Source organism: Enterobacter cloacae complex sp. P13B (genome assembly GCF_014895915.1).
Taxonomy (GTDB): Bacteria; Pseudomonadota; Gammaproteobacteria; order Enterobacterales; family Enterobacteriaceae; genus Enterobacter; species Enterobacter bugandensis.
The window spans coordinates 1-22,442 of sequence record NZ_JADBQN010000067.1; the positions used below are offsets into that span (position 1 = coordinate 1).

Below are 22,442 nucleotides of genomic sequence, written 5' to 3' on the forward strand. Positions count from 1 at the left end.
CTATTGAGGTACACACTAAATCCGGACGACAGCTTGAGGATGAGAATGCACATCCTTATTTTTTGGAATTGATCATTTCAGGCAGACCAGAATATGACGGTCGAACTGCCAGAAAACCATCAGGGTTTAAAAAGCCAGAATAGTTCCACCATAAAGACCTGATTTTATATTTACAATGGAGGCAATGAATGAACATATCAGTTATCGAAAAATTACAGGAAAAATTTGGCGATCATTTTCATACGGAGCCGACATTCAGAGAACAGTACTGCCAAGCTCCGACGGGAATTACTCTTAGTCCTCCCGATGGGGTTGTGATCGTCCGAAATGAGCAGGATATCGTGGATATCGTGACGTTCTGTTCTGTTGAAGGACTGCCCATGATACCAAGTGGTGCCCGGACCTCGATCGAGGGACAGATCAATGCCCCGCAAGGAGGTATATGCATTGATTGCTCTGAAATGAATGCCATTACGGACATCAGCATTGAAGATATGACCGCGACAATCCAGCCCGGTGTCACGCGCGAACAATTGAATGAAGCTCTCCGGGGAACAGGGTTGTTTTTTTCAGTTGACCCAGGTGCAAATGCCTCAATTGGCGGTATGGCCGCAACCCGTGCCTCAGGAACAAACTCAGTGCGTTATGGCACGATGGCAACGAATGTCCGGGCTGCCCGTCTTGTCATGGTTGACGGGTCTATAGCAAACATAGGATCCAGAGCGGTGAAATCAGCTATGGGGCTTGACCTGCTTTCACTTGCCGTTGGTTCGGAAGGCACACTAGGCATTTTCAGTGAGTTAACCGTTAAGCTTCATCCACTCCCTGAAGTTATTCTTTCCGGTGTTTGTGCGTTTGACTCAGTAGAGAATGCCGTCAGGGCTGTGACAGACACCTTGAAATCTGCACTACCTATTGCACGTATTGAACTCCTTAATGTTTCCGCAGTTCGGGCATGTAATGCTTATTCAAAACTGGGATTATCAGAAAAACCGCATTTGTTTGTGGAGTTACACGTTAATAGCCTGTCAATGCCAGGTAATATTGCGTTATTTGAAGAACATGTGCACAGGTACGGGGGGGAAGTACAGCTTTCTTCTCATCCAGAAGAAAGAGAAGCACTGTGGGTAGCACGTCATGATGCGTGGTGGGCATTCCATGCCTTTTATGAAGGTTGCCAGGGGATCCCTACGGATATCTGTGTCCCTCTGTCATGCCTGAGTGCTTGTATTTCTGCAACAGAAACGGATATCGCGAATACAGGGCTCAAGGCTCCCTTAATAGGGCATGTTGGAGACGGTAATTTCCATCTTTTACTTATGCTCCGTGAAGGAGAGGAAGAAACTCCTGTTATACAGGGATTTCTGAGTCGTCTGGCTGAACGAGCTTTGTCATATGGTGGAACCATCAGTGGCGAGCACGGTGTCGGACAGGGAAAAATAAAATGGATGCCAGTGCAGCATGGTGCAGCCCTGCATTTGATGAAAGCCATTAAGTCTGCTTTGGATCCACATAATATCATGAATCCAGCAAAAATGTATTGAGCGGATTCAGCAGAACTATTCTGGTTACACTAAAACGGGAATATTTAGTATGCAATACATATTAATCGTAGGAATAAACAAGATATCGGTGAAATATATTAGTGACGCTATTCGCAATGCAGGTCACGACCTTATTCTTTCTATTGATAAATCTGCACTTTGTGGCGATGCCCTACAAGCAATTAGTGATGTTCAATGTATTCCTCTTTTTTCTGACCATAATGCTCTGTCTGACTATTTGAATGCCAATCCGGATGTCACTCAGAATATCCACAGCATTACTACTTTTTTTGATGAATTATTCCCGATGGTCAACAAAATCGCGGAGGAGTTTAACTTTAGAGGACCACCCTCCGTCTTTGCTGAGCTGGCGTCAAAATATGCGGTCGGTAAGATCGTCCCTGAGCATGTTCCGGAAGAGGTACAAATCTCATTTTCCGAAGATAAATTCGTTCTACCTTGGCTTAAGGTACGTGAAAGCAATACGATCATATTGAAACCAGCGATCGGTTCAGGCGCGCTTGCTACATCCACACTGCATATTGAAGCAGACCGGGACCCGACGCATACGATCAAGTCAGCGATAATAGCAAGCGGTGCTAAATCCTGTGAAACCCTTCCCTGGATTATCCAAGAATATTGTTCAGGAACGCTAGTGAGCATGGAAGGATTTGTGCAGGGAGGTAAAACTATTTACCTAGGGTTGTCCAGACGTGAAAGAGTTCGGTTTACTGAGGTGGCAAACCATTTTCCAAACGACTGCGGTATTGAGCCCATCGTACATGCAAAAATTCAGGCGGCTATTCACGATCTTGTCTTACGTTCAGGATTTGATAACGGATTCTTCCACTGTGAATTTATCGCCACAGATACGACAGCATATCTTATTGATGCCAATATGGGACGTTTAGGTGGGGCAACTATCGTAGAACAGGTTGCTCTGGCCTATGGATATTCTCCTTCAACTGTTTTGCAGCATGCAGCATTACTCCCATTAGGTCTGGCAGAATCCGTCCCCGCATATGACCAAGCAGCGCAGATCAATAATACCTTGAGCTACTGGTATGGTCTGGCAGAAGAATCGGTTATCCGTGGATGGGACGTTCCGGCGATTTCATCCATTCATACCCCGATAGCCAGTCCAGGCAGCCGCATCCAGCCTGTGGGGGTATCGGATTATTCGTGGGTCGGGATGCTTACCGGGTACACCGACATTGTTCAGCAGGAAATCAACCTGATACGCGTAAAAACTGACCATGGGGACAGGATACCTGTATTCAAATGATATACATTATTCGCTTTTTCTCAGCTGCGGCCTGGAGCTTTTTTTATCCCTTCATGGCTGTCTGGCTTAATAGCGTTGTGGGACTCAGCAGTAGCGCTGCCGGTATCGTCGTCGGGTTTGCTATTGTGGCGAACCGTACAGGCGCGCTCGCTTTCCATCGCCTGCTGGACAAAACAGAACGAAAAGCAGAGATCGCACTGACGCTGTTGGGTGTTGCCATATCAGCATTCCTGATGCTCGTTGCAGCAGCAATGGGCGTTTCTGATATCTTTGTCTGGATTGTTCTTGCAACGTTATTTGGCCTGACTAACTCTGTATCAGTCATATCGCAAATTTCATACATCGTGCATGTTTTCCATGACGGCGAGCATGAGCGTGTGCTTTCATATGAAAACGTTGCAGCCAATGCTGGCGCTGGTATTGCACCATTTCTGGCGTCCTTCATGCTTTCAGGTACAGGTTACTGGTTTGTTGCCTTTCCCTTGTTACTTGGGACACTGGGCGCAATAGCCACCCGTCCTCTACCCTCTGCAACCCATCCTGAGGTGGCTGACACAAAAAGTGAAACAGCGAATTCATCAGAGGATACTGGTAATCACCAAATTATCGCTTTTATGGTGATTAATTTCCTGACGATGGTTGGCTATGCCCAGTTTTATTATGTATTGCCGACCTATGCGGTGGAAAAGTTTTCCAGTGAACTGGTAGGCACTCTATTTCTTCTATCAAGTATTATCATCATTATCGGACAGGTTTATATCACTTCATTCTCACAGAGGATAAGCCGACTATGGCGGGTTGTTATTTCAAACTTATGTATCGGTTCAGGATGTGCATTATTAATATTCTCATCTGAGCAGCAAGCCGTTCTGTATATCGTTGTCGTCCTGATAGTAACCGGAGAAATGATTTGTGGTCCGTTGTATCAGGCGCAGGCAGTTAGAATCTGGCGAGGACGTCGATCTGTTGTAATGGCAATACAGACCTGTGTCTGGGGCGCTGCTGAAGCCACTGCTACAGTAGCAGGGCTGTTACTTATTGCAGGAAAGCTGAGTGTTATTTCCTTCCTGTTGGGAGTTTTGACCTGTTTTATTGCAGCAGCTGGAGCATGGTTATCAATACTCCAGAAACGACCTTTAATCGGTATTGATACGGATAAAAATTTCGCAGACTCTTCATAATCAGACGAGGCCAACACTATAACATAATGATTGTGGTAACAGTTGTTACCGCAACGTATGTGAATGCTGCGGAAAACGGCATCATTAACTTTACGAACATCATGCATGACAATCTTAAAACTTTCTGAGTATATAATCTGATTTATCCGTAGGCAGTGGCACACGATTTTTTAAAATACATCAAAGATTACAAGAGTAAAATTATTAAGCATAGCAAGTAATATCATGTTTACTCTGTGATATTCAAGGAGTTTATTTTATGCAAAATGATGTTAGTAAAGTCAATACCTTTTTCCCTAAGCCAGCCTGGGTTACCATCCGTGAAGCAGTAAAAATAACCAATAAACTTAGGGATATAAAAATAGCAGAATATGATATTTATCGACATGCCTTATATGGTAACATTTCACTTTCGATATACTTTCAGTCACCTGTTATACTGAGAAAAATTCGTTCCTCAGTGAACAAAATAAAACTACGCCCAGTAGGCGATTCTCTACCATATCGGCTTTGCATGCTTGAACGAAATGTATTTTTAAATGGTAAAGGTTTAATTCTCAGTACAGAGGGGGAATATATCTCACCTGCTCAATTAGTCATGAACATAGGTATGCTGGGACATGAATTCGTTCTCATTCAGCGACTACTTGCACATTCTCTAAATATGCCGTTACCTATTACAGGTGCAAATAATGCCAATTATGGTATTACAATTGCTTTGGCAGGCCAATCATATCAGATTTTTGAAAAAAAGACATGGCAGGACAGAATTAATCAGCAAATCACGCGATTACCGGCGCATATCATTGCAGATATTTATGAGGATGAATCAGTAAACAGATTCATGAATTTTTCCGGTAAAGGATATTTTCCTGTTTATGAACTCCCGGAAGATGCCTGCTTTGTAATACGACAAGAGGAACTTGATAAATTACTCGGTACACATGCAGATCGCTTTACCCACACTTCATCCAGTAGGCTTTCCACACCTCTCTCACGCTTATTCTGGTTAGCATGCAAACATAATGATTCGATCAGTCCACTGCTCAGGCATCCCTATAAACTTCTTCCCATTTTTGAAGAATGGGCATCAGTCGATGGTATTACCGATCATCTGAGCGCGGACACGCTGAAAAGAGCGCTTGAACGCGGATCCCCGAATCAGAGTTCAAAATAATATGGCATACCCGAATAATATCCATATCAATTGTAAAACCATTCATAATACGTGCTCACACTCCCACTAATTTTTTTCATTCCCTGTCGAATCCCATTTCTTTTCATATCAAACCTGCCTTATCTCTCACCTAATAGAATAATCAAACTATCAAATCGATTATCTACTAAAAAGGACAAGCCACTACTCTGGCAATTAAACGCAAAAGTTAAGACATTTCATTCATCCTAAAAACTCGTAATAAGGGTATTGTAACCCTTAATAAGGGTTCAGAAACTTTCCCTCCGCTCTTACCTGTGTTTTTTATGATTGTCGGATACCTCGGTTAATTTTGATGCAGGAGCAGACAATGACAACACACCAGTTATTACGTTTAAAACAGGTCGAAGAAAAAACCGGCCTGAAACGCTCGCAGATCTACCTATATATGAAAAATGGCGACTTTCCTCGTTCCATTAAAATCGGCCCTGCCAGTGTGGCATGGCTCGAATCGGAACTTGATGAATGGATCAACCGGAAATTATCCAGACGTGAGAGTAGTTAAAACATCCGTTTATGTACTCAACTTTCCTCCCAACAAATTGAGGAGATAACAGAATGATCCCATCAATTAATTACGCCATCATGACCGATGCACTGCATGCACTAAAACAAGGCAATATTCGCCACTGCGAAGCTCTGGGATTTACTTTCGACGAAATAAATGCTCTCGATCAGTTATCTCTTGATGAACTGTTTACTGTCAGCCGGACGGCGGCACCCTTCATTTCGATTACTGTCAGCCATGATGTTCTGTCTCATTTACTGACACAGGCACGTCAGGAATATCGGCGACAACAGCAGATTAAACGCGCTATCCGCCTGGGTGGTTCTATCGCTTTGCTCAACCGCTATTTTGGCCTGACGTCAAATGAGGTCAGCCTTCGCCGACGGTTACTGGGTATCAGCGTGCCATATGGGCGCACACCTGAGCCAGATGAAGAGACGGATACCGAGATCTGGCGGCAATGGCAACGATGCCGGGTGGACAACCTGGAATCGCCCGACGCGCTGATAGCAATGATGAAGGTGACTGAATCCCTGCTGCCAAGGACCGAAGGACTGTCACTCACAACGGTCTGGAAGCGTATTACGCTGTGCGAACAGGAGGTCGTCGCTAACAGGAGGGTGCCCCATGCCGGATGAGATTGATCGCGATCAGGAATTTAATGAACAGCGACTAGAGGAGATGATTGAACAGAATCGTTTTAAACCTGGGTTAGAACCGTCATTACTCCACTGTCGTGTATGCGGTAAACCCATTCCTGAAAAGCGACGACAGACATTGCCGGGCGTAACCACCTGTACGGAATGTCAGGAAAAACTTGAGCGCCGTAGACGTTAATCATGGCAACAATGACGTGCGAAGATATTATTTCTCTGCACGTCCTTATCATTCTCATTAAATTTAAATGAGTCTCTATTTTCTTTTTTATACTTTTATCCTTCTCATAGCATCTTAAATTCCCCACTTATTAATCTCTCTTCTTTTTATTTTGAGTTTGTCGTTTATATCCTGCGATAAATATCCGATCCTGAAATTGCCATTACAGCATGGTTGCCAAGATAGACGTTAATTCGTCCGGGCCGGGTATTGCTCTTTAAAAAAATGGATCGGGCTGTCACGTGACCACAATTCAGGGTGCCGCTGAATGTTCTCGCTGCCCCGTTAAAACCGGAATGCAGAATTGGGATGTGACATTTATTTAACTCATCGATGTTTTTATTAGAGGAGACTTCATGCGAAAACCCATTTATCACGTATTTGTCACCCAGGAAAGTCAGCCCGATGCACAGGGTGAAAAAAACACGTACTGGACAAAAGTTGGCGTTGCCTTCGCGCATAACTGCAAGCCCGGCCTGAATATCGTGTTGATACCCGGTATTGCGGTTTCCGGCAGGCTGGTGCTGCTCGAACCGAGAGAAGAAAGCGACATTTCACAGGATGCCTCTGCCGCTTAATCCATTTTCTCTTCTTCTCCACCGGCGGCGTACTTTTCTATAAGCCGCCGTTCTCTCTGTTACGAGGCCAGCATGCTTTCCACCACTGCCTTTCTGGCACTGGCGGTGCAGTGCGCCGCCAGTATTCACCCGGCCACGTCACTTGATGTCGCACGGGTCGAATCCGGTTTCCACCCTTACGCCATTGCTGAAACTCTGCCAGACAGCCGGGGCGTGATTTCACATTTCCCCACGAGCCTGCCGGAGGCGATCCACCTCACCAGACAGCTGGCTGCACAGGGCCGACGCTATTCGGTCGGCCTGATGCAAATCACCAGCACCAATTTCCGCCATTACGGCGTCACGGCCAGCGACCTGCTTAACCCTTGCATCAATCTGTCGGTATTTGAGCGCATTCTCGCCGACTGTTACCGGCGCGGCGGAACACTGAAACGGGCGCTCAGTTGTTACTACTCCGGCAACTTTGAAACCGGCCAGCGACCGGAATCGGCCTTTAACCAGACCAGCTACGTGCAGCGCATTGGCTATGTCGTCCCGTCCACCCGGGAAGACCGGCAGCGTGACCCTGACCGGAACGCGCAACCGCCTGTCCGCTATCCCGCCGTTGTGCTGCGCGACGAGCCAGCCGGTGCCACTGCGCCGATCCTGACTTCCCTGCATTATCCCGGTTCCGTCATTCGCGGCGCTATCCCTGTTATCCCTGATGAGGAGAAATGATCATGCATAAACGCCGTTACTACGCTGTTGTTTCCGTGCTGCTGTCTTCCCCGGTGCTGGCGGCGGACAGTGGTTTTAACAAGGCCAATGAAACACTGAGCAATACCTCGACCGGCCTGCTGGGACTGGCCGCCGTCACCATCACGCTGGCGACCATGTGGGTGGGCTACAAGGTGCTGTTCGACGGCAAGAGCCTGCACGACATGCGTAACGTCATCATCGGCGCGATCCTGATTGTCGGCGCGTCCGGCTTCGGTGCCTACTGGGCGTCATAAGAGAGGCAACGATGGCTACGCTGAATAAAGCACTGACGCGGCCTGCCGCCATTATGGGTATTCCTCTGGTGCCGTTCGTTCTCGTCAGCGGGGCCATCGTCCTGCTGGCGGTCTATGTCAGCTATTACCTGGCGGTTCTGCTCATTCCTGCCTGGGCGGAAATGAAAAACAAAGCCCGAAAGGATATTCATTATTTCAGTCTGCTCTGGCTGGCGTTTAAAACCCGTGGACGACTTTTCACCAATACCCATTTTGGCGCGAATGCCCTGCTGGCAAACCAGTACGATAACGTTGATGTCTCGGAGTTTATTCAGAAAATGAAATTAAACGAGCGTATTACGCTGGATAAATATATTCCGTATTCCTCCCATATTCACCCCTACGTCATCAGAAATCGTCACCGTGATTTGGTTGCCACCTGGGAGCTGGGCGGCACAGTCTTTGAATGTGAAGACGAACATCTCCTGACCCTGATGGCCACGCACCTGAATAACGTTATTCGTTCGTATGAGGGGCTGCCGGTAACATTCTATATTCACCGGCTCCGTGAAAAATATCATGATGTCTTTGAGGCGGATTCCGGCATTCCCTTTTCCGATGAGGTAACACGTCGGTATTACCAGCCGGTAAAAGAAAAACCGTTCTGGCGGCACCGGCTCTTTTTCACCGTCTGCTACGCGCCGTTCTCTCAGATTGAGAAGAAAACCATGAAAGCGCAGTCGCACGGTAAACGCCTGGCAGCACTGGATGACGCGCTCAAAATCATGCTGGAATACCGCGAAGCACTGGAATCTTCATTATCCCGCTATATGGCAATGCCGCTGGGGATATATGAAGAAAACGGGCGGGTATATTCCTCGCAAATGGCGTTCTTCCACCGCCTGATCACCGGCCAGTGGCAGAAAGTGGCCGTAACGCGCTCGCCGTTTTATGAAACGTTAAGCACGCCGGACGTGTTTTTCACCACCGACACCGGTGAATGCCAGACGGTCAGCGGTTCCCGCTTCTTCCGCAGCCTTGAGATTAAGGATTATTCCCCGGAAACCCATACCGGTATGCTGGATGCGCTGCTGTACGCCGAAAGCGAGTATGTTCTGACGCAGTCCTTTACCTGCATGGCACGGGATGAGGCGCAGCATCATATCCGGCTGGCGGAAAAACGGCTGAACTCAGCGGACGACGACGCGATTTCCCAGCGCGAAGAGCTGATTGTCCTGCGCGACCTGCTGCAGTCCGGGCATGTGTCGTGCGGTAAATTCCACTTTTCCCTGCTGATCTCCTCAGAAAGTCCCGGACAGGTGGTGAAGGACACTAACGTTCTGGCCCAGCCCTTCGCCGATCTGGGTATTATGACGACGCTCTCCACCCTGTCACTGCCCGCCGCATATCTGGCGCAACTGCCGGGCGTCTATACGCTGCGTCCCCGACTGGTGGCCGTCAGCAGCCAGAATTTTGCCGATATGGCCTGCCTGCATAACTTCCATCCCCACAAACGCAGCGGCAATCCGTGGGGGGAAGCCATCGCCATCCTCACATCTCCCGGCGGTGGCGGGTATTACCTGAACCTTCACGACAGCCAGGCCGGGCGGGATGATACCGGTGAGAAAACGCCAGGGAATACGGCGATTATCGGGAAAACCGGCTCCGGCAAAACCCTGCTGATGACGGTCATGCAACAACTGATGCAGAAGTACCGCAACCCGGCGACGTTTGCGCCTTCTGCCACCATCAAACGGCTGACCACAGTGTATTTCGATAAGGATCGGGCGGCGGAGATGGCGATCCGCCAGGCGGGCGGGCGTTATTTCCGCATCCGTACCGGCGAGCCCACCGGCTTCAACCCGTTTACGCTGGAGCCAACCCGCCGGAACATCAGTTTCATTAAACGTCTGGTGCGCATGCTGTGCCGCCGCAACGGTAAGCCGCTCGATCCGCGCGATGAGGAGCGGATCAATGCCGCCGTTGACACCATCATGCTGGACTACCCGCCGGAGTACCGCCGGTTCGGGATCACCCGGCTGCTGGAAATGCTGCCAGAGCCGCCGACTGCAGATGCCCGCACAAACGGGCTGCGTATTCGCCTGAAACAGTGGGCGCAGGGGGGCGAGTTCGGCTGGGTGTTTGATAACGAGGCTGATACTTTCACCATCAGCGATGTCGATAACTTTGGTATCGACGGCACCGAATTTCTGGATGATGACGATATTCGCGGCCCCGTGACCTTTTACCTGCTGTATCGCGTGACCAGCCTGCTGGATGGTCGCCGCCTGGTGATGTTTATGGATGAGTTCTGGCGCTGGCTGGCCGATGTCGAATTTTCCCGCTTCTCGCTCAATATGCTGAAGGTCATCCGCAAGCTGAACGGTATCTTCATCCCGGCAACACAGTCACCGGATGAAATCGTCAGACACCCCATCGCCCCGGCGATTATTGAGCAATGCGGTACCCAGATTTTCCTCGCCAATCCAAAAGCCAGCCATGCGGATTACGTGGAGAAAATGAAAGTGCCGGACAGCGTTTATGAGACGGTCAGAAACCTTGATCCGGGCGAGCATTATATGGTCATCCTGAAAACACCGTTGCAGGCCGGAGAAACCCGCCCGTTTGTGGCAATGGCGAAAATGGATCTGTCCGGACTGGGTAAACTCACCCGGCTTCTCAGCGGCAGTGAGGACAACCTGAAAATATTCGATGCCATTTATCAGGACGGTATGCGACCTGATGAATGGAAAGACGCTTTCCTTGAGCGGGCAATCTGAAAGCCAACCGGAGGTAATATTAATGCGTACCCGGGATCACCTTCTGGCATTATCGTTATTTTTCTCGACGCAGGCTTTCAGCGCCGGAATACCGGTTTTCGACGCCGTGCAGAATACCGAATCCATTAACCAGTGGATGCAGAAATTACAGCAATGGGAGAATACAGTTACCCATTATAAAAGTGAACTTGATGCATATAAGAAGCAACTGGCTACCGCAACCGGCGTGCGGGATATTCAGAGTTTTCTCAGTGATGCCCGAAGCCTGAAAACCGATATTGATAATCTCCGTAAGAACGGTATTTCACTGGATGATCTGCTGACCACGCAGAACAGTTCATATTCTTCTGAACTGCAACACCTTTACAGTAAATACAAATCGTTCAGCGTATGCAGCGAGGAACAGGAAGGAATAAAATATCAGGCCCTGGCCGACAGTTGCAAACAGATAATCCTCAATCAGGCAATGGCGATCGAGAATACCACTGACGTTGAAAACAGGATCAACAGCACACTCAGCGATATATCAGACTTATCTGACCGTATATCGAATGCGCAGGACTCGAAAGAGTCTCAGGATCTGGCTAACGCCATCGCGGCGAAAAGCGTACAGTTAAATGCGCTGACGAATCAGTGGGAGATGTCTGTCAGACAGGCTCAACAGCGAACGACATTGCTGGAACAGCAAAGACAGAAAGCCTTTGAACAGCAGCAGCTAACGGCACCTGTTGCTGACCTTAATAATTTATAAGGAGGTTATCCGTGCTCAGATCCTTATTCACCTTATGCACACTCTCAGGCGTGATATTACTGTCCGGCTGCAAGGAAACCAAATCCGAAGCCTGGTATAAGCAACATCCTGACGAAACTTATGCGGTTTATACGCAATGCCTGAAGGATGGCGAGGCAAGCGATAACTGCGAGTTTGCTCAACGGGCTGCCATTATGTTCGCTCAAATTGGCAAGCCCAGAATAAAAGAAAAATTTGAGATAATCTTTCAGCAGGAAGCCGAAAAGAGAAAATCCGTCACACAGTAATATCTCCTCCAGCAAAACAGGGAATTCTCCCTGTTTTCTATTTCCTTTCTTTATATATCAGGTGAGGCACCATGTCCGGTGGTATTTTTGTGGGTATGGACAAAAACATCATGGATGGACTTAATGCCGTACTGGAAGGTCAGTCTTCCAGTTACGGTACGATGATCAGTGTCATCATCGTCAGCTCTTTTACCTTATTTATACTGTGTCGCGGTTATCAGACGCTGGCTGGCAAACTCCGGGCCCCGGTTGAAGATGTCGTCTGGGATGTGGGGCGAATGTTGCTGATCACCACCTTTGCGTTAAACCGGGATGGCTGGCTGGATATGGCGGTAGCGGCTATCCAGGGACTCAAAGACGGTGTCAGCGGCAATGATAACGTCTGGGCGCTGCTTGATACCGTCTGGGAAAAGGCACAGACACTGGGGCAGACACTGTTCAGTATGGACACCTCGACTTACGTCAAACTGAATGGTGGCTTTGCCGAAGTGCTGGTATGGGGCGGCGCGATCGTTCTGTTACTGGCTGCCACCTTTGTCAACCTGCTCGCTGAAATTGTCATCCTGTTAATGACGACCACCGCGCCGCTCTTTATTTTCTGCCTGCTGTACGGTTTTCTTAAGCCGATGTTTGATAACTGGCTGAAAACGATTTTCGCGGCAATATTAACGATCATGTTTTCCGCCTTATCCATCCGTATCGCCATCAATTACCTGAATAAAATCCTTGATGCAGCGACCCGGACATCCAATGTCAGCAACATGGTGACGCTGGCGGCACAGTGCCTGCTGGCCGGGATTGCAGCCGGTGTGGTGGTCTGGTTCTCGGCGAAGCTCGCCAGCGCCCTCAGCGGAGCCGCTGTACAGGCGGTGTTACAGGGGGCGGCCATGAGTGGTCTGACCGGACTGGCGAACAAATCCGCCGACCTTGCCGGGCCGGGGATAAAGGGTGGTGCCCGCCTGGCTGCGAAAGGCGGTATGGCCGTCGCAGCGGCGACCGGCACACTCACTGGCGCAGGCGCGGGTAAAACCGTGAGCGCCTGGCAGAAACGCGCCGCCGCCATCGAAAGTATGAAACGCCTGAACCGGCAACGTCACCGTTAATCCTCCCGTCTCTTAATTTCCTTTCCCCGTCACGCCGTGGCCTGCGCCACCGGTGCGGCATTCCTGCATCCATACGATAAGGGGCTTCCATGAAATTCAGCATCTTCCTTCTGATGCTGTGCGCGCTCACGGGCTGCGCACGGCATCAGGGCGACCTCCCGCCGGTATCCGGCGAACTCGAGCCGGTGAATTCCCCCGCCATCATTCAGGAGCTGACTAACCATGTCTGATATTCAGAACATTGTTAATGTTTCCCGCTCTTTTGAATCCATCCTGCTGGAAAAGGAAGAGCGTTCCCGAAGAACCGCCTGGCGGGTGGCCACTGCCGGACTGATTCTGGCCGCAATGGCGATTACGGCCATTATTATTCTGCTGCCGCTGAAAACCACCGATACTGAATTATGGTCAGTGGATAAACAGACCGGGCGCTATGAATATATGACCCGCGTGAAGGAACGGGATATTTCGTCTGAAAAGGCACTGGCGCATTCACTGGCAGCACACTATGTCAAACTCCGCGAGGGATATAATTATTTCTCCCTCCAGCGTGATTATGACGACGTACAGTTATTCAACAGCGACAGCGTAAACCGGGACTATCTGTACGGGTTTAACGGCGACCAGGCACCGGACGTTATTTTTAACAAGGCGGAATATGTCGTTTATATCGACATTATTTCCAATGTGCATGCGCCTGCCACTAGGCCGGATAATCTGGCAACCCTGCGTATCAAACGCACTATCCGCCGTATTGCTGATAATTCCGTGAAAACGGATGTCTGGAATATCCGTCTCACATACCGCTACGTCCCGCACCGGCAACTGACCGACAGCCAGCGCGAAGTGAACCCGCTGGGCTTTATCGTCACCAGCTACCAGCGCGATAAAGAGCTGAGGGGGGAATGATGCTTAGACATACCCTGCTCCTCTCTGGCTTACTGGCGTCATGCGTGGCATGGAGCGCAGCGACACCGCGCGGCAGCGCGTATGACAGCCGGATGCAGAACGTCACATACAACAGCCAGAACGCCACGGTCGTCAGTACCCGCCCCGGCTACGTTACCATGCTGGTGTTTGATGACGATGAAACCGTTATCGATGCGCAGGCGGGTTTTCCCAGAGGCTGGACCGTGACGAAAAGCGACAACCGGGTGGGCGTCAGTCCGAACCCGATTACCCAGCCGGTCACGGATGCCAGCGGCAACACCGTCAGCCAGGTATTTCTGCCGACAGCAAAAGACTGGAAAACCAATCTGTTCGTGGTGACATCGAAGCGCGATTACAGCCTGGAGCTGAACGTCCTGGATAAAGACTCGCCCGCTCAGGCATTTGTTATCCGCTACCGCTATCCCGATGAGCAGAGGGAAAAGTCAGCCGCCGCCAGCGCCCCCCGTCAGCAACGACAGCAGGAAACACTGGACCGCAAGCGGATAGCGGCGGCATTCGGGAAGGCTACCACTCCGCGCAACTGGCGCTATACAAAACGGGTGGCAGCAGGCTCAGCCTTCATCGCCCCGGACTTTACCTGGGATGACGGCCGTTTTGCGTATATCGGTTTTTCCCCCACGAAAACCCTGCCTTCTGTCTTCCGGGTGGTTAATGGTCAGGAGCAGGCGGTCACGCCGCAGACAGTTCAACAGGGCAACTACACCGTGATGGTGGTTCCGGCATCGCCGCAGCTGGTACTGCGTTACGGCACCTCGGTGGTGGGGATCGAAAACGACGGATTCGGGCGTTTCCCGCTGACCAACAGTGACACCGTTTCGCCGTCCGTTACGCTGGAGGCAAAATGACCGACAAATCTTTCCCGGACGAACCGGAAAAAACCACCGCAGAACGGGAAGCGGAAGCCCGTGAACGCGCCCGCGCGGCAATGACATATCAGGAGCCGGAGCAGAAAACGCCGCCCGGCCAGCCGGAAGTGACCCGTTTCCGTAAGGCGTCCGGTCGCCGCACGCTGATCGTCAGCCTGCTGAGTCTGGTCCTGGTCATCGCGCTGGCATCCGGTGGCGATCGTCTTCTCAGCGCCCTGAAAAGGGATGATGAGAAAAAATCTGACACCGCGCCGCCGCCCTCCTCCGGGGCGGTGCAGCAGGAGCGTAAGAATCTGGGCATGGACAGTAACCCGTTTGGCCTGTTCGGGCCAGGGAGGCAGGAAAGCGCAGGCCCTGCCAGTCAGAGCGACACTGCTCCTCCCTTATTACCGCCGGAACCACCCGCCCTGAACAAGGCGGCAGCACTGGCCGATGGGCTGAACAACGGCAGTACAACAGCTGGCGGCAATACCCGCACGTCCCGTAGCGAACCGCACAGCGGCACGGGAACGTCGGGCAGTCCGGCATCATCCACGGCGTACACATCTTGTCAGTTGGTACTGGTCAGGGGGAAGGATGGCCGCCTGCACTGCCCGGATGGGGTCACATCGGCAGCCAGCAGTAACAGCGACGATCCGGGCCTCGCCAGCGTCACCGGTGTCAGGCGGCTGGGCCTCGATCCTGATCTCTATATCCCGGTGGATCGATATATTCCCTGTTCGATGATGCGGCGCTTCGTGTCGGATGTTGGCGGCCATATCTCCTGCCTTATCAATGAGGATGTCTGGAGCGCCAGCAACCATGTAAGGCTGATCCCAGCGGGAACAGTTGCCCGTGGTTTCTACCGCACCGGGGCACTGCATCACGGACGCAGCCGGATGTTTGTGCTGTGGACGGAGCTGCGCACACCGGAGCCCGGCAGCCTGCAAATCCCGCTCACCGATACGCAGGCTACCGGCCCGCTTGGTGAGGCGGGGATCGCAGGCTGGATCGACAGCCATTTCTGGGAGCGTTTCGGCAACGCCCTGATGCTGAGTACCGTGCAGGACGTGGCGGCAGCGGCATCAGATGCCGCGCCGGGTAAAGACCGCAATACCGACTATACCGAAAACACCCGTGCCGCCACGGCTGAAATGGCAAAAACGACGCTGGAAAACAGCATCAGTATCCCGCCCACCATGTACCTGAACCAGGGTGATGTGCTCGGCATCATGACCGGCACGGATATTGATTTTTCCTCTGTTTATCAACTTCGACTAAAAAAGAAATGGTATGAACGCTGAAAACCTGTCACTGGACTTTATGAAAAACCGGCTCTTTGGTGATTTTCTTGCGCAGGATGGCCTGACAGAAATTGCCGTTAACCGGCCGGGCGAACTGTATACGAAAATCCGGGGGAATTGGCAAAAACAGGCATCCCCGATCACGCTGCGTCAGTGTCATGCCTTTGCCAGGGCGCTGGCATCCTGGCATGACGATAATATTGACGATACATCACCCATCCTTTCTGCAACATTAAGATCCGGCGAACGTATTCAGGCGATTATTCCTCCGGCCTGTGAGCGTAATACGGTATCCATTACGCTGCGCAAGCCCTCGTTTGAGCAGAAAACACATCAGTCATGGATTGATGCGGGATTTTATCAGCGTGTGGCCGGTCAGGAGAAAACGGAAAGTCAGGATGATGCACTGATTCAGTTATATAACAGCGGGAATATTCCCCGCTTTATGGAAAAAGCGGTGGAATATGGCAAAACGATTTTTATTGTGGGTGAAACCGGCTCCGGTAAAACCACCTATATGAAAACGCTACTGCATTATATTCCGTTGCATCTCCGGCTAACCACCATTGAGGATAATCCTGAAATCCGTTTTTATCACCATGCCAATTATGTTCATCTTTTTTACCCGGCGGATGCCGGGGATAACGCTATTGTCACGCCTGGCAGGCTGATTCGTGCTAATTATCGGATGAACCCTGACCGGATATTACTGGCGGAAATTCGTGGGCGTGAAGCGTGGGACGCGCTGAAAATTGTCGGCTCGGGACATGAAGGACTAATCACCTCCATGCACGCGGGCAGCCCGGAAGAATGTATTGAAGGGATCATTGACCGCTGCTATGAAAACCCCGACTGCCGGAATATTCCTTTTGATGTGCTGTTACGCAAGGTACTTAAAAGCATTGATGTCATCGTCAGTATTGACATACACGGCGATGTGCGCCGGATGAGTGATATTTACTTTAAGCCAGTTCATTTAAACAGCATGAAAGAGGCATTCAGACAATAACTCTGGCAAATAACATTACCCTAAATACGCAACCTTTCATTAATCATACCGGTAACTGAAATGAAGAAAGTCATACTCTCCTTATTATTTCTCGGCGTTATGGCGTCATGTTCAACATCCGCAATGGCCGCTGATGCCTGCGAAGTGGTTTTATGCATGTACGGTAAAACAACGGGAAACAGTGGCAGCAGTGAATGTCATTCCGCTGAACGGGCATTCTTTAATATCGTGAAAGAGAATAAACACGGTTTTCTTCCTGACCATACGGCCGATGCCAGAAAATCGTTTTTACTTGAATGTGAATCGGCAGACCCGGCGGCTATCAGTCAGGTCATCAGTAAATATGGCCGCGTTCGTGGTTAATACTGGCGAGACGGGCACAGAGCGTGACGGTTTTCAGGTTTTTACGGCTTCTGTTTTTCGCGGATTAAGGAGCGAAGAAACAGGGGCCGTAAAAATGAGGCAGCGGACAGAAATATTTTCGCGGGTTAAGGAGCGAAAATAATTCAGGCACCGCGCCTCACCTGCAAACAGCCGCGCCCACGCGGATTTTGCAGGCTGGGGGGAGCCGGATAAATTTCGCCGCCCCAGCGAGCGAAAAGCTGTCGCCCACGACAGCGGTTTATTTGGGGGGCATCGCCCCGCACACCGTCGCAGCTAAGTCTCCGGCCAAAAGCCGGTAGCGTGGCGCGACCACCCTCTTTAAAGGTCAGCTTCCCTTTTATTCCCGCTACGAGGAACGAGTAAAGGGAAGAAAAAGGCGAAAGCGACCGTCTTAAAGGGGGTGGTCGCGCGTAGCGGGCGACGGTGTGCTGCCTTTGACCCTGGGGGTTTTGGCGCGGCGTCCAGTCACGACATTGCCCCCATGTGACAGGCAATAAGGGCGTCCAGCCCGCATGTACTGGCGCACGCCGTTTCGTGCAGGGAAGCATGCTTTCCTGCACATGGCCGCACAGCGACCACCTTCTTTACCCCATACGTTCGCCCCGCCTTTTCGCCCGACACCGTGGGGCGAACTGATGGGGCGATGTCATGGGGCGAATCGCTGACGAAGGAGGCACGATGATTTTAAATAAGCTTACCGCTTCACTGTCGCCGATAGTGAACGGGATGCTGGCACTGCTCGCTTTTGTGCAACAGCAACAACTGATACTGGCGTTATTAGCGGGGCTGACGATGCCGTTTTTTACGTCGATGAAAAGCGATGAACGGCAGAAGGCCCCGTTATGGAAAAAGCTGATTATTGCTTTTTCGCTGTTGTGTTTTATATCTGGCACAATGGCCCCGATAGTTATCGGATCCTTTCAGTGGCTGTATAAAATCAGACTCACCAGTGATAATACGGTACTGGCGTGGGCAGTACGGATCACTTTCACTGTGACCGGGATTATTTTTCATATTATGCTTCGCCGGGTATTCACGCCTGAACTGGACAGAATAAAGAAACGCCTTGTTAAAAAAACCACCCTTGAACGGGAATTGCGCACCGATGTCCGCACCGTAAAATCCCTGCTGCCGGAAACACTGCATTATAACCCGCTGGATTATATCGACCTGAATAAAGGTATTTTTACTGGTATGGACAGCGAGAAGGAGCCGTTGTATCTCCCGTTAAAGGACTGGCAGAAACAACACGCGGATATTATCGGCACCACAGGAGCCGGTAAAGGGGTTGCTGCTGGTATATTGCTTTATCAAAGCATTCTGGCCGGTGAAGGTGTGTTTGTTATGGACCCCAAGGATGATGAATGGGCACCGCATCTTTACCGCAAAGCCTGCGAGGATGCAGGCAAACCCTTTGCCTTAATCGACCTGCGAAAACAGCAATACCAGTTAAATCTGATTGAAGATATCACGCCCGATGAACTGGAAGAATTGTTTGTTGCCGGTTTCAGCCTGGCGGAAAAAGGGCAGGAATCGGATTTTTATCGCATTGATGACCGAAAAGCCGCACGTATGGCCGCGCAATTTGTCAGTGATAACCCATCGGCAACTCTCCGTGATGTTTATAACGGTGACTACGTTCAGAGCATTGCCGAAAAAATCAAAGCATTTTTCGGTAAGATTGAAGAGCTGGCATTATTAAATGCCATTAATTCACCGGAAGGTTTTTCACTTCAACAAATGTTTGATGAAGGCGGCTGTTGCTATGTTATCGGCTCCATGCGAAACAGCAAAATTATTACAACCCAGCGCATGTTACTGGTTCGCCTGTACCAGTTAGCAGAAAGGCGCGACCGTGTAACAAACGTTCCCCGCTCCATAGCTATTTATCTTTCCGAACTGAAATATCATTTATCCCGGCCAGCGCTGGAAGGTTTAGGTGCGGCGCGGGATAAAGGCGTGCATATTATTATGGACCACCAGTCCATTGCCGATTTAAAAGACTGCCCGGCAGATTTGAAAGGTGATGCCGTTGTCGGTGCGGTCGTTGAAAATGCCAAATTCAAACTGGTTTATCGCGTCATGGACCCGGATACGGCGGAATGGGTGGCAAGAATGTCAGGCACTATTCTGGTGGATGATGAACTCCGTAAGGCTAAAACGGATAATATGCTGACAGAGACCATCGACAGTGAGCGCACAATCCGCCAGGCCGAACGTTACTTTATTGACAGTAACATGATCCTGAACCTGCACGATTTTGTCAGCTTTATCTTTACGACAAAAACGCTACCTTCTGCCTCACTGATTTCACCGATAAAGATCAGAAAGAGTCAGCTAAAAATCTTCTCGGTTTCCCCTGATATTGCCGCATCGGCGGCACCGGTGAAAATCGCACTGGATTTTGACGAGGATGATAAACCATCCATACAGGATGTGATGACAACGCACCCGGATCTTTTCTTCAACGAAAGCGAAGTCAAACCGGCAGAGCCCCAACCTGATGAAGGAGAACACCTGTCCCCGCTGGATTTTTAAGGAGCGGTTATGCTGATTTCTACATATCAAGAGCGCCAGACACGCAACAGAGAAAAAATAAAACAACTGCTGAACTTCCTGAAAGAAGAAACCTACAGCGATTTCAAAACGCTGATGCTGCTATTTGGTTTCCGGGATCATAAATCGCTTTATTCGCTGTTGGCAAAAACTGAGCAAATGGGGTTAATCCAGAAGCATGTGCTTGAATCACGGACAATGAAGATTTCATTATGGGGGATCACCAGCGACGGGCTGGCGGTGGTGTTAACTCCGGATGATAAAATCTTTCCCGCGAGGTTTGAACCGTCCAGAATTACCGGCTGGACGCTGGAGCATCATCTTGATAATCAGGCCGCCAGACTTATTCTGGAGAAAAAAGGTGCTTCGGGATGGATTAACGGCGACCGGACCACTTTTATCAGCAAGTATCAGGTAAAACATCGCCCAGATGGGTTACTGACCCTGCCTGACGGAAAAGTTATTGCCATTGAAACCGAGCGCCGCCTGAAAACCCGGGCCCGTTATCAGTCGATAATTGCCAGTCACCTGCTGGCCCGTACCCGCAAGAACTGGATTTATGTTTTTTATGTCATGCCTGACCCACAGAAAAAACGGGCACTTGAACTGCTGTTTGACAGCATCAGACACGTCATCATCAACCATCAGCACGTCCCGCTGGAAGAACGCCACCGTCGGGTGTTTCGCATTTATACCTTTGATGAACTGAAACACCTTTCATTAGGCAGCTATACGTAAGCTTTTATTCAGGTCATCGTGATGGCCTCACCGGCCTGGCGGCGATACCGCCAGGCCGGAATTTTTTTTATTCCACTGCGAGGCGCAGACTGTCCGGTACTCGCTGTGCTGCGTTCCGCCTCAGTCTGCGCCCTGCAGCGTTGCCGGTTAAAACCATGTAACCGCATTCCCTTGCGGTTGTCCGGCTCCGGCCTCAGAGTTTATCCATCAGATAACGATGCGCTTTGGAGGCGGCGCTGGCCGCTTTAAAAATATAACGCTTGTCGTTTTTCAGCGCTTTCAGCCAGGAAGCAATATAGCTTTCATGTTGTACCTCTCCCTCAATCCCCAGTTCCGCCATCAGAAAAGCACTTCCCAGCTCCGCCACCAATTCTTCCTCTGCATAATCTGCACTGCCAAACTTCCCTTTCATTTCACGGTTCAGGCGTTTTTTACCACCACTCCAGTGAACCAGCTCATGCAGGCCAGTAGCGTAGAAGTTAGCCGCATCCGAAAACAGATGGCGCGCTGGTAACCAGACTTCATCAGAGGATGGACTGAAAAAGGCATTTTGTCCTTTCTCGATGATGCTTGCGCCGCTCTTCCTGAACAGATTTTCAGCATGCGGCAACGGGTCAAAGGTTGCTTCCGGGCTGACTGTTTCAGTTGTCAGGGCCAAGCCGTCGATTTGCTGAACGTTAAACACGGTGAAAGTTTTAAGCATCGGGATATGGTCAATTTCTCCTGCGTCGTTTTCCTTCTCCAGCGTGGTGTAGAAAATGGCCGTCGTACCATGTTCGCCCTTGCGAACCTGTCCACCTGCTGTCTGAGACTGTTTGTAGGTCATCCAGCGGGAATCACTGAAACCCTGTTTTGACGCACTGCACCACAGCAACATGATATTCATGCCGCTGTAGGGTACGCCGGTGGCATAATTGGATGGCAGACCAGACATGCCCGATACGCGCTGCCACGGGCAGGACCACGGTTTTACACCGGCTTCCAGTGCTGTGATGATGTTGTCGGTAATGGTCTGATAATTATCTGTTCTGGTTTTAGAAAATTTCGTTTTTGAGGAGCCTGACGGGTCCAGCGGGGATACGCTGGTCGTCGCTGCGGCGTTAGGGGCTCTAGTCTGGGTATGCAGGGAAATCTTCATGGTTTTTTCTCCGTCAGTGTGTGATTTTCGTCTTCGTATCGCCTGACGGTTCGCTTTCCCGGCATCGTTCCGGCCAGCAAGGGCGCAGCATGCGTGCCATTTACCCTTACGGGACGGGTTGTGTTGGGAAAAGATTAACCGGAAGCAGATACGGAGAACGAAAAGCGCACGAGAGAAAAAAACTTGCCCCTGCATAGCCGGGCGCAGCGCCCCTTGCTATGCAGCGGTGAAAAGGGTTTGAACTATTGAATGAATAACTGCACCGTAGCAATACGCATGCAATCAAAACCATCATAATTTATTGATTTAAAAGATTTTTCAAGCCACTCCTTGAGAGTGAAAATTCTGATTGATTAGTGAAACAATTGGTTAGAGAATGTAATTATTCACACAGAAATCCTACTGAAAAAAATAAAGAGACAGTAATGAGTATGTTAATC

Annotated in this window: 23 protein-coding genes; 22 read left to right on the forward strand and 1 reads right to left on the reverse strand. The window is 50.2% G+C overall.

The genetic code is table 11. The features are described from left to right. The first annotated feature begins 188 nt into the window (after window positions 1-188). The 22 genes from IM273_RS21450 (at window position 189) to mobC (ending at window position 20,864) form a co-directional block, all read left to right on the forward strand. Entirely contained in the window at window positions 189-1,544 is a 1,356-nt protein-coding gene (locus tag IM273_RS21450; RefSeq protein WP_047955805.1) for an FAD-binding oxidoreductase, read from the forward strand. Window positions 1,545-1,593: 49 nt separating this feature from the next. Beyond that, entirely contained in the window at window positions 1,594-2,829 is a 1,236-nt protein-coding gene (locus IM273_RS21455; protein WP_159403335.1) for an acetyl-CoA carboxylase biotin carboxylase subunit family protein, read from the forward strand. Then, the gene (locus IM273_RS21460; RefSeq protein WP_047955807.1) at window positions 2,826-4,010 is read left to right on the forward strand and encodes an MFS transporter; all 1,185 of its coding nucleotides are present in this window, start codon (window positions 2,826-2,828) and stop codon (window positions 4,008-4,010) included. Before IM273_RS21455 ends, IM273_RS21460 begins: the two co-directional genes overlap by 4 nt. A 259-nt stretch (window positions 4,011-4,269) precedes the next feature. Further along, a complete protein-coding gene (locus IM273_RS21465) occupies window positions 4,270-5,187 on the forward strand; it encodes a hypothetical protein (RefSeq protein WP_047955808.1) in 918 nt (305 codons plus the stop codon). A gap of 349 nt (window positions 5,188-5,536) precedes the next feature. Beyond that, entirely contained in the window at window positions 5,537-5,731 is a 195-nt protein-coding gene (locus IM273_RS21470; protein ID WP_041165340.1) for an AlpA family transcriptional regulator, read from the forward strand. Window positions 5,732-5,784: 53 nt separating this feature from the next. Continuing rightward, window positions 5,785-6,372, forward strand: coding sequence for a DUF2857 domain-containing protein (locus IM273_RS21475; RefSeq protein ID WP_047955809.1), 588 nt, complete (start codon window positions 5,785-5,787; stop codon window positions 6,370-6,372). After that, window positions 6,362-6,571 carry a TraR/DksA family transcriptional regulator gene (locus tag IM273_RS21480; RefSeq protein ID WP_047955810.1) on the forward strand — a complete coding sequence of 70 codons (210 nt, stop codon included), beginning with the start codon at window positions 6,362-6,364 and terminating at the stop codon, window positions 6,569-6,571. Before IM273_RS21475 ends, IM273_RS21480 begins: the two co-directional genes overlap by 11 nt. Window positions 6,572-6,966: 395 nt before the next feature. After that, window positions 6,967-7,188 (forward strand): hypothetical protein, encoded by a 222-nt coding sequence (locus IM273_RS21485; RefSeq protein ID WP_047955811.1) that lies wholly within the window; start codon window positions 6,967-6,969, stop codon window positions 7,186-7,188. A gap of 72 nt (window positions 7,189-7,260) precedes the next feature. Continuing rightward, window positions 7,261-7,905 carry a lytic transglycosylase domain-containing protein gene (locus IM273_RS21490; protein ID WP_047955812.1) on the forward strand — a complete coding sequence of 215 codons (645 nt, stop codon included), beginning with the start codon at window positions 7,261-7,263 and terminating at the stop codon, window positions 7,903-7,905. Next, a complete protein-coding gene (locus IM273_RS21495; protein WP_047955813.1) occupies window positions 7,902-8,180 on the forward strand; it encodes a TrbC/VirB2 family protein in 279 nt (92 codons plus the stop codon). The genes IM273_RS21490 and IM273_RS21495 overlap by 4 nt, the downstream gene beginning before the upstream one ends. 11 nt (window positions 8,181-8,191) lie before the next feature. Continuing rightward, window positions 8,192-10,939: a VirB3 family type IV secretion system protein gene (locus tag IM273_RS21500; protein WP_047955814.1), complete on the forward strand. Its 2,748-nt coding sequence runs from the start codon at window positions 8,192-8,194 to the stop codon at window positions 10,937-10,939. A gap of 22 nt (window positions 10,940-10,961) precedes the next feature. Next, window positions 10,962-11,690 carry a type IV secretion system protein gene (locus IM273_RS21505; protein WP_047955815.1) on the forward strand — a complete coding sequence of 243 codons (729 nt, stop codon included), beginning with the start codon at window positions 10,962-10,964 and terminating at the stop codon, window positions 11,688-11,690. An 11-nt stretch (window positions 11,691-11,701) separates the two neighbouring features. Beyond that, window positions 11,702-11,977 carry an EexN family lipoprotein gene (locus IM273_RS21510; RefSeq protein WP_047955816.1) on the forward strand — a complete coding sequence of 92 codons (276 nt, stop codon included), beginning with the start codon at window positions 11,702-11,704 and terminating at the stop codon, window positions 11,975-11,977. A gap of 71 nt (window positions 11,978-12,048) precedes the next feature. Next, on the forward strand, window positions 12,049-13,080 hold the full coding sequence (locus tag IM273_RS21515) for a type IV secretion system protein (RefSeq protein WP_159403334.1): 1,032 nt from the start codon (window positions 12,049-12,051) through the stop codon (window positions 13,078-13,080). A gap of 89 nt (window positions 13,081-13,169) precedes the next feature. Further along, window positions 13,170-13,310, forward strand: a complete 141-nt coding sequence (locus tag IM273_RS21520; protein WP_047955818.1) for a hypothetical protein — start codon at window positions 13,170-13,172, stop codon at window positions 13,308-13,310. After that, a complete protein-coding gene (locus IM273_RS21525) occupies window positions 13,303-13,986 on the forward strand; it encodes a virB8 family protein (protein WP_047955819.1) in 684 nt (227 codons plus the stop codon). The genes IM273_RS21520 and IM273_RS21525 overlap by 8 nt, the downstream gene beginning before the upstream one ends. Beyond that, window positions 13,983-14,873: a P-type conjugative transfer protein VirB9 gene (virB9, locus tag IM273_RS21530; protein ID WP_185939365.1), complete on the forward strand. Its 891-nt coding sequence runs from the start codon at window positions 13,983-13,985 to the stop codon at window positions 14,871-14,873. The genes IM273_RS21525 and virB9 overlap by 4 nt, the downstream gene beginning before the upstream one ends. Then, a complete protein-coding gene (gene virB10, locus IM273_RS21535) occupies window positions 14,870-16,177 on the forward strand; it encodes a VirB10/TraB/TrbI family type IV secretion system protein (protein ID WP_047955821.1) in 1,308 nt (435 codons plus the stop codon). The genes virB9 and virB10 overlap by 4 nt, the downstream gene beginning before the upstream one ends. After that, window positions 16,167-17,186 (forward strand): P-type DNA transfer ATPase VirB11, encoded by a 1,020-nt coding sequence (gene virB11, locus IM273_RS21540; RefSeq protein WP_047955822.1) that lies wholly within the window; start codon window positions 16,167-16,169, stop codon window positions 17,184-17,186. Before virB10 ends, virB11 begins: the two co-directional genes overlap by 11 nt. Before the next feature lie 60 nt (window positions 17,187-17,246). After that, window positions 17,247-17,549 carry a TrbM/KikA/MpfK family conjugal transfer protein gene (locus IM273_RS21545; RefSeq protein WP_159403333.1) on the forward strand — a complete coding sequence of 101 codons (303 nt, stop codon included), beginning with the start codon at window positions 17,247-17,249 and terminating at the stop codon, window positions 17,547-17,549. A gap of 699 nt (window positions 17,550-18,248) precedes the next feature. Next, complete coding sequence (locus tag IM273_RS21550) at window positions 18,249-20,108, forward strand: type IV secretory system conjugative DNA transfer family protein (RefSeq protein ID WP_047955824.1); 1,860 nt, start codon at window positions 18,249-18,251, stop codon at window positions 20,106-20,108. A 9-nt stretch (window positions 20,109-20,117) separates the two neighbouring features. Further along, a complete protein-coding gene (gene mobC / locus IM273_RS21555; RefSeq protein ID WP_047955825.1) occupies window positions 20,118-20,864 on the forward strand; it encodes a MobC family replication-relaxation protein in 747 nt (248 codons plus the stop codon). Window positions 20,865-21,057: 193 nt separating this feature from the next. Here mobC and IM273_RS21560 read toward each other — a convergent pair whose 3' ends face one another. Continuing rightward, on the reverse strand, window positions 21,058-22,002 hold the full coding sequence (locus IM273_RS21560) for an ArdC family protein (RefSeq protein WP_047955826.1): 945 nt from the start codon (window positions 22,000-22,002) through the stop codon (window positions 21,058-21,060). Window positions 22,003-22,442 lie beyond the last annotated feature (440 nt).